A 14293-nucleotide genomic window follows, 5' to 3' on the forward strand; every position below is an offset into this window, starting at 1 on the left:
GGCGGTTATGGGTTTGTGCCCCTGGCCCGCCACTGTCACCGCCGACCGCATGACGTTCGGCGGCCGCGATCTCCTCAAGATGGGTCCGGCCGAGCGCCGCAAGATCATCGGCAAGGACATTGCCATGATCTTCCAGGAGCCGATCGCCAGTCTCAACCCTTGCTTCACCGTCGGCTTTCAGATCGAGGAAGTGCTGCGCTTCCATCTCGGCATGGATCGCGCACAGCGCCGGGCGCGCGCCATCGAGTTGTTGAAGCAGGTCGGCATCCCGGAGCCGGCCGAGCGGCTCAACTCCTTCCCGCATCAGATGTCGGGCGGCCAATGCCAGCGCGTCATGATCGCGATGGCCATTGCTTGCAATCCGAACCTGCTGATCGCCGACGAGCCGACCACCGCGCTCGACGTCACCATCCAGAAGCAAATTCTCGACCTGCTTGTGTCGCTGCAGGCCAAATACGGCATGGGCCTGATCATGATCACCCACAATATGGGCGTGGTCGCCGAGACCGCCGATCGCGTCATCGTCCAGTACAAGGGCCGCAAGATGGAAGAGGCCGACGTGCTGTCGCTGTTTGAGAACCCCAAGAGCAACTACACGCGCGCGCTGCTGTCGGCGCTGCCGGAGAACGCCGTCGGCGACCGGCTGCCGACCGTCTCCGACATGCTGTTCGAGCCGGCGCCCCCAGAAGCCAGTGCATGACCGGAGCCGGCGCATGACCAAGGTTGTCGAAGGCAAGAACATCAAACGCGACTACCATGTCGGCGGCGGCCTGTTCCGCCCCGCGCGCACGGTGCATGCGGTGAAGGGCGTCTCCTTCAGCGTCGATAAGGGCAAGACGCTCGCCATCGTTGGCGAAAGCGGCTGCGGCAAGTCCACGCTCGCTCGCATCATCACGCTGATCGATCCTGCGACCGCCGGCGATTTGTTCATCGACGGCAACAAGGTCGACATCGCCAAGGACGGATTGACCAAGGAAATGCGCCGCAAGGTGCAGATCGTCTTCCAGAATCCCTACGGGTCGCTCAACCCGCGTCAAAAGATCGGCGACGTGCTCGGCGAGCCGCTGCTGATCAATACCGACAAGCCGGCCGAGGAACGTCGCGACCTGGCGATGAACATGCTGAAGAAGGTCGGCCTCGGCCCCGAGCACTACAACCGCTATCCGCATATGTTCTCCGGCGGTCAGCGCCAGCGCATCGCCATTGCCCGCGCACTGATGCTGAACCCGAGCCTGCTGGTGCTGGACGAGCCGGTCTCGGCGCTCGATCTTTCGGTGCAGGCGCAGGTGCTCAACCTGCTCGCCGACCTGCAGGACGAGTTCAAGCTGACCTATGTCTTCATCAGCCACGATCTGTCGGTGGTGCGCTACATCGCCGACGACGTCATGGTGATGTATTTCGGCGAGGCGGTCGAATACGGCTCGCGCGACGAGGTCTTCTCGGACCCCAAGCACAGCTACACCAAGACGCTCTTCGCCGCGACGCCGCGCGCCGACGTGGCAAGCATCAAGGCAAGGCTGGCGAAGAAGGCGGCGTAAGGCTCGAACCAGACGTCCGGGCGTCACGCCAGCTTCGCAATGATCGCCCGCAGCGCTTCACCGAAGCGGTGCACTTCCTCGACCGTGTTGTAGTGCACCAGCGAGGCGCGGATCGCGCCGCTGTCCATCGACAGGTTCAGCCGCTTCATCAGCCGTGGCGCGTACATATGGCCGTCGCGGATGCCGATCTGCAAGGCCGCCATCTCCTCGACGATCCTTTGCGGCGACAGTGTGCCGATGTTGAAGCAGAAGGTCGGCACGCGCTCATGGATACACGCCTCGTCGGCGACGCCGTAAATTGTCGCGCCGCAGGCCTTCAGCACCTTCATCATCTCGCGCGCCAGCGTCAGCTCGTACTCGCGGATGGCGTTCATGCCGGCGACGATGTTGTCGCGGCGCGAGCGGTTGTTCTCGGCCAAGAAATTGCGGCCGATCGACTCCAGGTAGCGCACCGCTGCGTCGATGCCGGAGACATTCTCGTAAATGAAGGTGCCGGCCTCGACCTTGTAGGGCGGCTCATCCGGGATGAAGTCCTCGCGGAAGGTCGGCAGCCGCTTCAGCGTTTCGAAGCGGCCCCAGAGAAAACCCATATGCGGCGAGAAATTCTTGTAGCCTGAGCAGACGAGATAGTCGCAGTCCCAGGCCTGCACGTCGATCAGCCCGTGCGGCCCGTAGTGCACGCAGTCGAGGAACACTTCCGCGCCTGCCGCATGCGCGATCTTGGCGACCGAAGCGACATCGACAATCGAACCGATCGAGTGCGCGGTCACCGTGCAGGCGACGAGCCGGGTGCGGTCCGACATCAGCGGCTTGAGGTCGTCGACATGCAGATTGCCGTCCTCGCGCATGCGCCACCATTTGAACCTGGCGCCGGCCTGCTCCAGCGCCAACCACGTGGCGATGTTGGCGTCATGGTCCATGTCGGTGACGACGATCTCGTCGCGTTCCGAAAGCATCTGGCCGATGCCGAGGCTGACAAGGCGGATGAACGAGGTGGCGTTCATGCCGAAGCAGATTTCGGACGGGCTGTAGGCGTTGATCAAAACCGCCACGCTCTCACGCGCTTCGGCGACGGACTGGTCGACGGTGACGCTGCGGCCGTAGCGGCCGCCGCGCTGCACGTTGTGCGCCACCAGATGGCTGGTCACCGCGTCGAGCACGCTTTGCGGGATCTGCGCACCGGCGGCGTTGTCCATGAAGATGAAGTCGCCGGCCTGCCGGAGCGCCGGGAACATGGCGCGGATCTTCTCGACCGGGAACGAAGCGGCGCTCTCCTGCGCCTTCGAAACATGGTGCTGGTTCACGGGAGTCTCCTTCAGCTAATCGAGGTCATTCTAAGGGGATCAGTGCGCGGACCGGGCTTTGCCGCGCTCTTCGAGGTAGCCGACCAGCCGCACCAGCGGCCACAGGAAGGCGAGATAGATGATCGCCGCGCCGATCAGCGGCGTCGGATTGGCCATCAGCGCCTGCGCGTCGGTCGCCTGCTTCAAGAGGTCCGGCATCGCCACCACCGAGGCGAGCGCGGTGTCCTTGAACACCGAGACGCAGTTGCTGGTGAGCGGCGGAATGACGACGCGGATCGCTTGCGGCAGGATCACCTTGCGCATGGCGACCCAAAAGGGCAGGCCGAGCGCCGACGCCGCCTCGAACTGGCCCTTCGGAATGTTCTCGATGCCGGCGCGGCAGACTTCCGCCGTGAAGGCCGCCAACACCAGTGACAGCGCAAGTGCTGCCGAGACGAAGGACGACAGGCGGATGCCGATGAAGGGCAGGGCGTAGTAGATCAGGATCAGCACCACCAGGATCGGAAGCGCGCGGAACATGTCGATATAGAGCGTCGCCAGCCGCCTGAGCGGCTTCGGCGCGTAGAGCCGCACCAGGCAGATCGCCAGCCCGCCGATCGTGCCGAAGATGATCGCCGCGCAGCCGAGCAGAATGGTGTTGCCAAGACCGCGGATCAGGATCGGAAACGATCGGACCAGGATGCCCCAGTTGAAGAAGGTGTCGATCAGTTCCATCGGCGCTCACCGTGAGACAAGGTTCGCCGTGTTGGGCGAGACCCAAATGGTCGAAGCGAGAGCGCCAGCTCTTGCTGCCGCTCCCGTCTAAATTTCTGATTAGCCGGCTTATTGCGGGATCGGGCCAGGCGTCACCGTGCTGGTGCCGGCTTCCGGATCGACGCCGAACCACTTCTTGTGGATCGCGGCCATGGTGCCATCCTTCTTCATTTCGCTGATGGCGTCGTTGACCTTTTCAAGCAGCGGATGGCCCTTCTTGGTCATCATGGCGAAGCGCTCGCCGGTCGGGATGCGCACCAGGATCTTCAGCGCTGGCATCTGCTTGATGGCGAACAGGAAGCCGGCGAGCTCGCCCGCACCGCCGTCGATGCGGCCGTTCTGCACGTCGAGCAGAAGGTCCTGCTGGGCGTTGTAGCTCTTGGTCTCTGCAACGCCGAGCTTGGCGGCGTTCTCCTCCATGTAGGCTTCGCCTGTCGAGCCGGCGATGACCCCGATGGTCTTGCCCTTCAGATCGTCGAGCGATTTGATGGCGGAATCCGCCTTGCCGACGATGGTACCGTCGCTGTCGTAATAGGCTTGCGTGAAGCCCTGGTTCTGCAGCCGCTCCTTGGTGACCGAGATCGAGGACACGGCAAAGTCGATGCGGCCCGAAGCGGTCGCTGCGAACAGCGCCTGGAAGCCGAGGTCCTGGAACTCGACCTCTGCGCCGATGCGCTTGGCGACATCATTGGCGACGTCGATCTCAAACCCCTCGAAGGCACCGGAATCGGTCTTGTATTCCCATGGCGGGTTGGCCGGATAGGCGCCCACCATGATCTTGTCGGCGAAGGCGGGCGCCGCAAAGGCGAGGCCGGCAGCGACGGCCATCCCAATCAGTCCTAGACGTTTCAACATCTTGCTTCCCTCTGGTTCGGTTCCTGATCCGCCCCTTTCCGGCGCCAAACTCCCGGGCGCCGCAGGCGAGCGGTACCTGAATTCACGACGCACGGCGTCGCCGCGAACCGATATGCTCCGTGAGCTGCGCGATCAGCGCATCGACCGCCGTCTCTGTGGTGACCATGCCGGGAGACAGCCGCAGCGTGGTGCCGCGCGCATCACAGTAAAGCCGCTCGTCGCGAAGCGCAGCTATGATCTTAGCCGGCTCGGTGCCTTGCGGCAGGCCGAGCATTACGCTGCCGCCGCGTTCACTGGCATCGAGCGGCGAGCGGATCTCCCAGCCATTCTCCAGCGCGGCGCCGATGATACGCTCGACGAGCCCGGCATTCTGCGCGCGGATGATGTCGATGCCGGTCTGTTCCACCCACTCCAGCCCGGGCAGCGAGGCGACGCTTGCCAGGATCGCCGGCGTGCCATGATCGAAGCGGCGCGCATCGTCGGCGTAAGTGAAAGCGTCGAGGTCCCAGGAGAACGGGTTCGGCTGACTGAACCAGCCCCGCAACTCCGGCCGGCAGGACGCCAGAAGGTCAGGCGCGACCTGCAAAATGCCGGCGCCGGAGGATCCACACAGCCATTTGAGCGAAGTCGAGACCACGAAATCGACCGGCGTCGCGGCAACCGAAAACGGCGCCACGCCGATGCCCTGTGTGACATCAACGCCGACTATGCTGCCCACGGCGCGGCCATGCGCGGCGAGGCGGCCGACATCGCAGCGGTGCGAGGCCGTCGAGGTGACGAAGGTAATGAGCGCGAGCCCGACATCCGCCTGCCAGCGGTCGATGAAATCCTGGTCGCGAACCCAGGTCTCGCCAGGCCGCAATGGAACGGTGTCGAGGGTGAAGCCGAAACGCTCTCCCAAGCCCGCCAGCAGGAAATGCAGGCTAGGAAAACAGTCGGCGGCGACCAGCAGCCGCTTTCCCGCCAGCCGCTCCGTCGGCAAGCCACCGATCAGGCTATAGAGCGCGGCGGTGACATTCTCGGCCGTGGTCAGCGTGCCTTGCGGCGCCTCGATCAGCCGCCTCCAGGCATCGATGAAGCGTTGCCGCGCCGCAAGCGCGGCAGGCCACTGACCGTCGTCTTCCGCCGACCAGATGTTGGAGAAATCCGTCAGCGAGGCGGCCATTCGCTCGGCCTTGCCGGGGAAGGTGCCGATCGAATGATAGAGAAAATAGCCGGACATTCGCTGTCTCGCTCCCTGTGATCATGTGATCACAAATACGGACAGGGATCAATGCGCCGCGGCTGAAGAAATGCGGGTCAGCGCCTCAAAATCCGGCTGTTCTCTTGGTCCAGGAGCTTGGCCCAGGCGGCTTCAAAGCCACTCTGCGGCGGCCGCCTATCAAGGCGCCCTTCCGAAAGCGGCAAAATCGACCGGTCTGGGCTCCGGCACGTCAGGACAGATCGCCCGCAATGTCGCTTGCGTCGCCGTGATATCGGCCACCACCTCGTCGCGCGCGCGGGTGAAATCCTTGTTCTTGATGGCCGCTATGATCGCGACGTGCCGGCCCGAAGGCTCCATGCTGCCGGCGCGCATCAGCGGCGCGACATGGTTGGACAACAGCCGCATGTACGGACCGAAGCGCAGCCACAGCGTCTCGATCAGCTGAAACAGCACATCGGAACCGGAGGCGCGGTAGATGGTGAAGTGGAACTGCTGATTCTTGGCGATCAGCTCGTAGATGCTGCCGTCGCGGCCGATCGCCTGCTGGTCGTCAGTAACCCTTTGCAGCAAGCCGATCTCGGCTGCGGTCAGGCGCGGCGCGCCAAGCTCGGCGGCCAGCCCCTCGACGGCGAGCCGGGCCCGGCAGAGGTCGTCGAGCCGCGCCCGCGTCACCACCGGCACGCAGGCTGAGCCGTTCTGCGAGATTTCCAGCGCGTTCTCCGCCGCCAGCCGCCGCAACGCCTCGCGCACCGGCATGTTTGAGGTGCCGAAAGCCTCCGCCAGCGAGGCGATGGTCAGCACCTGCCCGGGATCGAAGCTGCCGACCATCAGGGCATGGCGAAGTTGCTGGTAGACGCCGTCCTGGACAGTAATGCGTCCCGATACTGGTTCGAAGCCCAGAGCCACGCTTTTGCTTTCCTTGGTGCCGGCAAAGTTTATGTGCGAATATCCGCCCGACGCGGGTATGATCATCTGATCACAGATTGTGGCGGCAGCCAAGCGGCCCTTGCCGTACTGTCACGGCAATGCTGACGCACGGAAGGCAGACACGATCCCTCGAGCGCGCCGAGTTGGAGTAGCCGCCTTCGCCGCTTCAGGCCATTGCGAAATAGAAGCCAGTAGCGCCTCCGACTCACTCCGGAATAATTGCGATTGCCTGTATCTCCACCTTCGCCCGGTCCTCGACCAGCGCCACCACCTGCATGGCGGCCATCGCCGGAAAATGCCGGCCGATGACGGCGCGGTAGACTTCGCCGATCCCTTTGAGGTTGGCGAGGTACTCGGCCTTGTCGGTAAAATACCAGGTCATCGAGGTGATGTGCTGCGGCTCCCCGCCGGCCTCGGCGAGAACGGCGACGACATTGGTGAGGGTCTGGCGCACCTGATCGACGAAATCGTCGGTCTCGAACCGGCACTCGGCATTCCAGCCGACCTGGCCGCCGATGAAGACCAGCCGGCCACGCGCGGCAACGCCGTTGGCATAGCCGATCGGTTTGGCCCAGCCTTCCGGCTGCAGGATCGTGTGCATGTCTAGCCTCCCTTAAGTGAAATGCGGTCCGCAAGCATGATCTCACGCCGCTCCCATCACTTGCCTGGCGATCACCACTTTCTGCACGTCGGAAGCGCCCTCATAGATGCGCAGCGCGCGTATCTCGCGATAGAGGCTCTCGACGATGTGGCCCTTGCGCACGCCGTCGCCGCCATGCAGTTGCACCGCCTTGTCGATCACTTCCTGCGCCTTGTCCGTGGAGAACAGCTTGGCCATTGCCGCCTCGCGAGTGACGCGGGCGGCGCCCATATCCTTGGTCCAGGCGGCGCGATAGACGAGCAGGGCGGCGGCGTCGACATCCAGCGCCATGTCGGCGATGTGGCCCTGCACCATCTGCAGTTCGGCCATCGGCGCGCCGAACAGTTTTCGCTCGGACACCCTTTTGATGCTTTCGTCCAACGCTCTTCGAGCAAAGCCGAGCGCCGCGGCACCCACCGTCGAGCGGAAGACGTCGAGCACCGACATGGCGATCCGAAAACCGTCGCCGGGTTTGCCGATCAGGGCGGAAGCCGGAACGCGCACATTGTCGAAGGAGAGCCGCGCGAGTGGATGCGGGGCGATAACTTCCAATCGTTCGGCGATGCCAACGCTTTTGGTGTCCGCAGGCACGATCAAAGCGGAAATTCCCTTGGCGCCGGGCGCCTCGCCGGTGCGGGCGAAAACAATGTATACGTCGGCAATGCCGCCATTGGAGATCCAGGTCTTCTCGCCCGAAAGCACATAGAAGTCGCCGTCGCGGACAGCCGCCATCTCCATGTTGGCGACATCCGATCCCGACCGCGGCTCCGACAGCGCAAAGGCTGCGATCGCCTGGCCCGCCCGCGTCTTTTCCAGCCAGCGCTGCTGCTCCGGTGTGCCGAACAGCGAGATCGCGCCGGTGCCAAGGCCCTGCATGGCGAAGGCGAAGTCGGCGAGCCCGTCATGGCGCGCCAGCGTCTCGCGGGTGATGCAGAGCGTGCGCACGTCGAGCGGCTCCGGCTTGTCGGGATCGAGCGCCGTCGGCTTCAGCCAGCCGTCGCGGCCGAGCATGGAGACGAGATTGCGGCAGGCCGCGTCGACATCGTGGTGATCGACGGGCAGGTTCTTGGCGCACCAGGCGTCGAGATTTTCGGCAAGTTCGCGATGGCGGCTTTCAAAGAAGGGCCAGTTAAGGAAGGAACGGTCAGGCATCGGTGCCTCCGCTACTCTTCAAGGCCTCTGCTCTATGGCGCCCCCCTCTGTCCTGCCGGACATCTCCCCCACAAAGGGGGAGATTGGCAGTTTTGGCGCCCCGCTCATTCTTGCGACCTTGGCGATTGGCGAAGGCAGAGACGACAGCTGATCTCCCCCCTTGTGGGGGAGATGTCCGGCAGGACAGAGGGGGGCGCTGTCCCGCAAACGTCTCCGTTAAAAGAGCCATCCTCATTTCCCCTCGAACACCGGCTTTTCCTTGGCCACGAACGCCTTGTAGGCGCGCTCGAAATCGCCGGTCTGCATGCAGATCGCCTGTGCCTGCGCTTCCGCCTCGATCGCCTGGTCGAGACCCATCGACCATTCCTGGTTCAACTGCGTCTTGGTGATGCAATGCGCGAAGGTCGGGCCGGAGACGATCCGCGCTGCCATCTCGAGCGCGTCGGCCTCGAGCGCCGCTGCATCGACCAGCCGATTGTAGAAGCCCCAACGCTCGCCTTCGGCCGCGCTCATGGTGCGGCCGGTGTAAAGCAGCTCGGCGGCGCGGCCCTGGCCGATGATGCGGGGCAAGATCGCGCAGGCGCCCATGTCGCACCCGGCGAGGCCGACGCGGGTAAACAGGAAGGCGGTCTTTGCTTCCGGCGTCGCGATGCGGATGTCGGAGGCCATGGCGATGATCGCGCCGGCGCCGACGGCGACGCCATCCACCGCCGCGATGATCGGCTTGCCGCAATTCAGCATGGCCTTGACGAAGTCGCCGGTCATGCGCGTGAAGGAGAGCAGCGCCTTCATGTCCATCTTGACCAGGGGTCCGATGATGTCGTGGACATCGCCGCCCGAGCAGAAATTGCCGCCGTTGGGCAGGAACGCCACGGCATCGACATCATCGGCGTAAGCGAGATCGCGAAAAGTGTCGCGCAGCTCCGCATAACTGTCGAAGGTCAGCGGGTTCTTGCGCTCCGGCCGGTCGAGCCGGACCTTCGCGACCCTGCCTTCCACCTCCCAGAGGAAGTGCTTCGGCTTGAGCTTTGCCATGGCGCTCATTCGCGTCCCTCCCAATTGCTGCGGAACGATTTCAGCATGCCGGTCAGCCGGCGCGCTTCGTCCTCGCTGACAGTGCCGAGGAGCTCGCCGACCCAGTTCTCATGCGCCGCGGCGATTGCCGCGAAAGACTTCGAACCTTCTTCGGTCAGCCGCACCATCGAGGTGCGGCGGTCGCCGTTGCGGCGCGCGCGCGTCACCAGCCCTTCGGAGACCAGCCGGTCGACGATGCCGGTGATATTGCCGTTCGACACCAACAGGAATCGCGACAGGTCGCTCATCAGCATGCCCTCCGGCGAGCGGTAGAGCGCCGCCATGACGTCGAAGCGCGGCAGCGTGGTGTCGAACTCCTTCTTCAGCCGCTCGCGCAGCTCGGCCTCGATCGTGCGCGAAGCACGCAGCAGGCGGATCCACAGCCGCAGCCTGTCCTTGCCCGGCCCGATAGACGTCGGTCCCGCTACCATGTCTCGCCTCCCGAGACCGAGATCGCCTGTCCTGTGATCGACCGCGCCGCATCGCCGCAGAGCCAGAGCACCGCCGCGGCGACCTCTTCCGGCTGGATGAAACGCGCCTGCGGGTTCGCAGCCGAAAGGCTCGCGCGTGCCTCATCGGCGGAACGGCCGGTCTTCTCGACGATGCGCTGGATGGATTCCTCCAGCATGTCGGTTTCGACGAAGCCCGGGCAGATGGCGTTGACGGTGATGCCGGACTTGGCGGTCTCGGCTGCGAGCGCCCGCATCAGCCCGACGACGCCATGCTTGGCCGCTACGTAGGGCGCGACATACGCGTAGCCCTTCAGTCCGGCGGTCGAGGCAATGAAAACGATACGGCCTGTCTTCCGCGCCAGCATGCCGCCAAGCGCCGGCTGCACCGCCAGGAAGGCGCCGGTGAGGTTGACGTCGAGCGAGCGCTGCCAGTCGGCGAGCGAGGTCTTGTGCGCCGGCGCACTGACAGCCATCCCGGCATTGGCGACGACGATCTCGAAGGGACCGCGCGCCGCCTCGGCCTTCTCGTACAGCGCCGTCATGTCGGCTTCGTCGGTGACATCGGCGCCGATGCCGAAGATGCGGTCGTTTGCCTTCGCGACTTCATCCAGCGCGGCCTTACGGCGGCCGCAGATGGTGACCTCGACGCCGGCTTCCGCCAGCGACAGTGCGATCGCACGGCCGACGCCGGAGCCGCCGCCGGTGACCAGCGCATGCTTGCCGGCAATCATGCGCCAGTCCTCCAGGCAAGGCGCTGCGCCTCATCCTTACCCTCTCCCCGTGAAGGACGGGGAGAGGGGGCCGCCAGCGTTTGAGCTTGTGCCTTCTCCCCGTCCTTCACGGGGAGAAGGTGCCGGCAGGCGGATGAGGGGCGGCGCCGACGTGAAAACATAAATGCGCTCATACCTTCAGCCCTGCCGCCGCTTCGCGTTCGGCCAGCCGGTAGATCTGGTCGCGTCCGCGCAGATAAGGATCCGGCCATTTGACGCCGCGATCGCCGAGGGTGACCGCCGCATGCAGCGTCCAATAGGGATCGCTGAGATGCGGCCTGGCCAGCGCCACCAGATCGGCGCGTCCTGCCATCAGGATCGAGTTGGCGTGGTCCGGCTCGTAGATGTTGCCGACCGCCATCGTCGCCATGCCGACCTCGTTCCGGATGCGGTCGGAGAACGGCGTCTGGAACATGCGGCCATAGACCGGCTTGGCGGCGATTGTGGTCTGGCCGGCCGAGACGTCGCAGAGATCGACGCCGGTTTGATGCAGAAGCTTGGCGATCTCGACCGCATCGGCCGGCGTGACGCCTTCGATCCCTACCCAGTCATTGGCCGAGATGCGCACCGAGATAGGCTTTTCGGCCGGCCACACGGCGCGCACCGCGTGGAAGATCTCCAGCGGATAGCGCATGCGGTTCTCCAGCGAGCCGCCATAGTCGTCGGTGCGCCTGTTGGTCAGCGGCGTGATGAAGGCGGAGAGCAGATAGCCATGCGCGGCATGGATCTCCAGCATGTCGAAGCCGCAGCGCTCGGCCATCTCCGCCGAGGCGACGAACTGGTCGCGCACAAGGTCCATGTCGGCGCGGTTCATCGCCTTCGGCACCTGATTCTGTGGCGACCACGGCACGGCTGAAGGCGCTATCACCGGCCAGTTGCCGGAGGGCAGCGGCTCGTCCGTTCCTTCCCAGCCGAGGCGGGTCGAGCCCTTCGGGCCTGAATGGCCGATCTGGGCGCAGATCTTGGCTTCGGTCTCGGCGTGGACGAAATCGACCAGCCGCTTCCAGGCGACCTCATGCTCGGGCTTGTAGAAGCCGGTGCAGCCAGGGGTGATGCGTCCCTCCGGGCTGACGCAAGTCATCTCGATATAAACGAGCCCGGCCCCGCCCTTGGCGCGCTCGGCATAGTGGGCGAAATGCCAGTCGGTCGGGCAGCCGTCGACCGCCTTGTATTGGGCCATCGGCGAGACGACGATGCGGTTCGTGAGCGCCATCTCGCGCAGTCTGAATGGCGCGAACATCGGCGCGCGGCGCAGCATGTTGCCGCCGGCGCCGGCCTTGCGCTGGAACCATTCCTCCGCGCCCGCCAGCCAGTCGGCATCGCGCAGACGAAGGTTCTCGTGGCTGATGCGCTGCGAGCGGGTGAGCAGCGAATAGTTGAATTGAACTGGATCCAACCCGAGATAACGTTCGACTTCCTCGAACCATTCGAGCGAGTTGCGCGCCGCCGATTGCAGTTTCAGCACCTCGGTACGGCGAGCATCTTCGTATTTGCGAAAGGCCGCTTCGAGGTCGGGCTCGGACTCGACATAGTCGGCGAGCGCGACGGCGCTCTCCAGGGCCAGCTTTGTGCCGGAGCCGATCGAGAAATGCGCCGATGCCGCCGCGTCGCCCATCAGCGCCAGATTCTTGTAAGACCAGCGCTCGCACAGCACGCGCGGGAAGTTGATCCAGGCCGAACCTCTGATGTGGTTGGCATTGGTCATCAGCGGATGCCCGCTGAGATGCTTTTCGAAAATGCGCTCGCAGACCGCGATCGATTCCTGCTGCGTCATCGCGCCGAAACCGAAGGCAGCCCAGGTCTGTTCGCTGCATTCGACGATGAAGGTCGCGGTCTCGCTGTCGAACTGGTAGGCATGCGCCCACACCCAGCCGTGCTGCGTCCTTTCGAAGATGAAGGTGAACGCGTCGTCGAATTTCTGCGTGGTGCCGAGCCACACGAACTTGCATTTGCGCGTGTCGATGTCGGGCTTGAAGACGTTGGCGAAGGTGGCGCGCGACTTCGAGTTCAATCCCTCGGCCGCAACGACAAGGTCGTGCGTTTCCATGTACGGCTTAGGATCGGAAATCTCGGTCTCGAACATCATCTTGATGCCGAGCTCGCGGGCTCTGCGCTGGAGCAGGATTAAAAGCCGCTTGCGGCCGATGCCGCAGAAGCCGTGGCCGGTCGACACCGTGCGCACGCCGTCATGGATGACGGCGATGTCGTCCCAGTAGGCAAAATGCTTCCTGATCCAGACCGCGCTGACAGGGTCGTTCCTGGTCAGGTTCTCCAGCGTTTCGGCCGACAGCACCACACCCCAGCCGAACGTATCGTCGGGGCGGTTGCGCTCGTAGACCGTCACGTCATGCGCGGCGTCTCGCAGCTTCAGCGAAATGGCAAAATAGAGGCCGGCCGGTCCGCCGCCGAGAACCGCAACCTTCATGTCTTGCGATCTCCTCTAGAGCAATTCCAGGAAAAGTGCGTAGCGGTTTCCGTCCGGAATTGCGTCAAACGCTCAAAGGGCACCCGGGACCGCCGAGGGGCCGGCGATTCCAACATCAGTATCGCGCCTGCCGACAACTATTTCAAGCTTAAAGTTTCATGATTGAACAATCGCGGCGCGATCAGCTCACTTGGCTGGATCTTTGGGACTCCACAGCACCGTCTCGGCGCCTTTCTCGTAAGCCATGCCGTCGGGATAGCTGATCGCTTCCAGCTGCAGTCCCCAGGGCGCCTGGAAATAGAGGATGGTTTGGCCGGCGGCCGGTCCTTCTTTGACCGGCAGAGGACCCATCCTGGTCTTCACGCCCTTGGCGTCGAGATAGGCCTTCGCGGCGGCGACATCGTCGACATAGAAGGCGATATGGAAGCCGCCGATGTCGCTGTTCTTCGGCGTCAGGTCCTTCTGGTCGGGCGCGGTGTATTTGAACAATTCGATGTTCGATCCATAGCCGCAGCGCACCAGGGTGATCTCCTCGATTACCGCTTTTGGATCGACGCCGAGCAGGTCCTGCATGAAGGTGCCCTTGTCGTCGGCGAACGGGCCGAAGGACATCGCCTTCTTGCAACCGACCACATTGGTGAAGAAGTCGACGGCCTGCTTCATGTCGGGCACGGTGACGCCGGTATGGTCGTGGCCGCGCATGCCGGGGATCGAGTCGGCCGAAGCCGTTCCCATTGAGCCGAACAGGATTGCGCCGAGCATTGCGCCGCTTCTTGCGTATTTCATGTCACCCTCCTTTGGCGGGCTGACTTTGCTCCCATGCACATCCGAGGCCCGCTGTTCGGTGTGCGGACAAGGTTTGCCTTTCTCATGCCGGTGCCTTTGCAGGCGGCTGCAGCCAGTCCGCATCGATCTCAGGCAGCGGGATGGCAGCGAGCAGGTCGCGCGTGTAAGTCTCCTTCGGATTGTCGAAGAGCACGTCGGTTGCGCTGGCTTCGACGATCCTTCCCTCGCGCATGACGATGACTTGCCGGCAGAGCCGCCGGATCACCGACAGATCATGGCTGATGAAGGCGACCGTCAGCCCCATCTCGGCCGCGAGCTTTTCCAGCAGCGTCAGGATCTGTGCCTGCGTCGAGACGTCGAGGCCCGAGACGATCTCGTCGGCCAAAACGAATTTCGGCGACAGCGCCAGCGCC

Annotated in this window: 15 protein-coding genes; 2 read left to right on the plus strand and 13 right to left on the minus strand. The window is 64.2% G+C overall.

Annotated elements, in window-relative coordinates; all coding sequences use genetic code 11:
* Both EOA49_RS24580 and EOA49_RS24585 read left to right on the plus strand, forming a co-directional pair.
* Positions 1-700, plus strand: a 700-nt coding sequence (locus tag EOA49_RS24580) for an ABC transporter ATP-binding protein (protein WP_164749274.1), incomplete at its 5' end; no start/stop codon positions are given.
* Positions 701-713: 13 nt separating this feature from the next.
* Entirely contained in the window at positions 714-1538 is an 825-nt protein-coding gene (locus EOA49_RS24585; protein WP_095799476.1) for a dipeptide ABC transporter ATP-binding protein, read from the plus strand.
* Positions 1539-1561: 23 nt separating this feature from the next.
* Here EOA49_RS24585 and EOA49_RS24590 read toward each other — a convergent pair whose 3' ends face one another.
* The 13 genes from EOA49_RS24590 to EOA49_RS24650 form a co-directional block, all read right to left on the minus strand.
* Positions 1562-2842 (minus strand): cysteine desulfurase-like protein, encoded by a 1281-nt coding sequence (locus EOA49_RS24590; protein WP_127215133.1) that lies wholly within the window; start codon positions 2840-2842, stop codon positions 1562-1564.
* Between the two features lie 39 nt (positions 2843-2881).
* Positions 2882-3556, minus strand: coding sequence for an amino acid ABC transporter permease (locus EOA49_RS24595; protein WP_067324409.1), 675 nt, complete (start codon positions 3554-3556; stop codon positions 2882-2884).
* A gap of 108 nt (positions 3557-3664) precedes the next feature.
* Entirely contained in the window at positions 3665-4450 is a 786-nt protein-coding gene (locus EOA49_RS24600) for an ABC transporter substrate-binding protein (protein WP_127241770.1), read from the minus strand.
* Positions 4451-4532: 82 nt separating this feature from the next.
* The gene (locus EOA49_RS24605; RefSeq protein WP_127215134.1) at positions 4533-5672 is read right to left on the minus strand and encodes an aminotransferase class V-fold PLP-dependent enzyme; all 1140 of its coding nucleotides are present in this window, start codon (positions 5670-5672) and stop codon (positions 4533-4535) included.
* Positions 5673-5831: 159 nt separating this feature from the next.
* Entirely contained in the window at positions 5832-6560 is a 729-nt protein-coding gene (locus EOA49_RS24610; RefSeq protein ID WP_127243400.1) for a GntR family transcriptional regulator, read from the minus strand.
* Between the two features lie 226 nt (positions 6561-6786).
* Entirely contained in the window at positions 6787-7182 is a 396-nt protein-coding gene (locus EOA49_RS24615) for a RidA family protein (protein WP_067324413.1), read from the minus strand.
* A gap of 42 nt (positions 7183-7224) precedes the next feature.
* On the minus strand, positions 7225-8373 hold the full coding sequence (locus EOA49_RS24620) for an acyl-CoA dehydrogenase family protein (RefSeq protein ID WP_067324415.1): 1149 nt from the start codon (positions 8371-8373) through the stop codon (positions 7225-7227).
* A 231-nt stretch (positions 8374-8604) separates the two neighbouring features.
* Entirely contained in the window at positions 8605-9417 is an 813-nt protein-coding gene (locus EOA49_RS24625) for an enoyl-CoA hydratase family protein (protein WP_067324417.1), read from the minus strand.
* Positions 9414-9878: a MarR family transcriptional regulator gene (locus EOA49_RS24630; RefSeq protein WP_067324419.1), complete on the minus strand. Its 465-nt coding sequence runs from the start codon at positions 9876-9878 to the stop codon at positions 9414-9416. The genes EOA49_RS24625 and EOA49_RS24630 overlap by 4 nt, the downstream gene beginning before the upstream one ends.
* Positions 9872-10630, minus strand: a complete 759-nt coding sequence (locus EOA49_RS24635) for an SDR family NAD(P)-dependent oxidoreductase (protein ID WP_127242051.1) — start codon at positions 10628-10630, stop codon at positions 9872-9874. The genes EOA49_RS24630 and EOA49_RS24635 overlap by 7 nt, the downstream gene beginning before the upstream one ends.
* Before the next feature lie 169 nt (positions 10631-10799).
* Positions 10800-13094: a bifunctional salicylyl-CoA 5-hydroxylase/oxidoreductase gene (locus EOA49_RS24640; protein WP_127243401.1), complete on the minus strand. Its 2295-nt coding sequence runs from the start codon at positions 13092-13094 to the stop codon at positions 10800-10802.
* A 186-nt stretch (positions 13095-13280) separates the two neighbouring features.
* Positions 13281-13880, minus strand: a complete 600-nt coding sequence (locus EOA49_RS24645; RefSeq protein WP_245460783.1) for a VOC family protein — start codon at positions 13878-13880, stop codon at positions 13281-13283.
* Between the two features lie 82 nt (positions 13881-13962).
* A partial coding sequence (locus EOA49_RS24650; RefSeq protein ID WP_164749275.1) for an ABC transporter ATP-binding protein occupies positions 13963-14293 on the minus strand: 331 nt, incomplete at its 5' end.

It is taken from the genome of Mesorhizobium sp. M1A.F.Ca.IN.020.04.1.1, assembly GCF_003997315.1.
Taxonomy (GTDB): domain Bacteria; phylum Pseudomonadota; class Alphaproteobacteria; order Rhizobiales; family Rhizobiaceae; genus Mesorhizobium.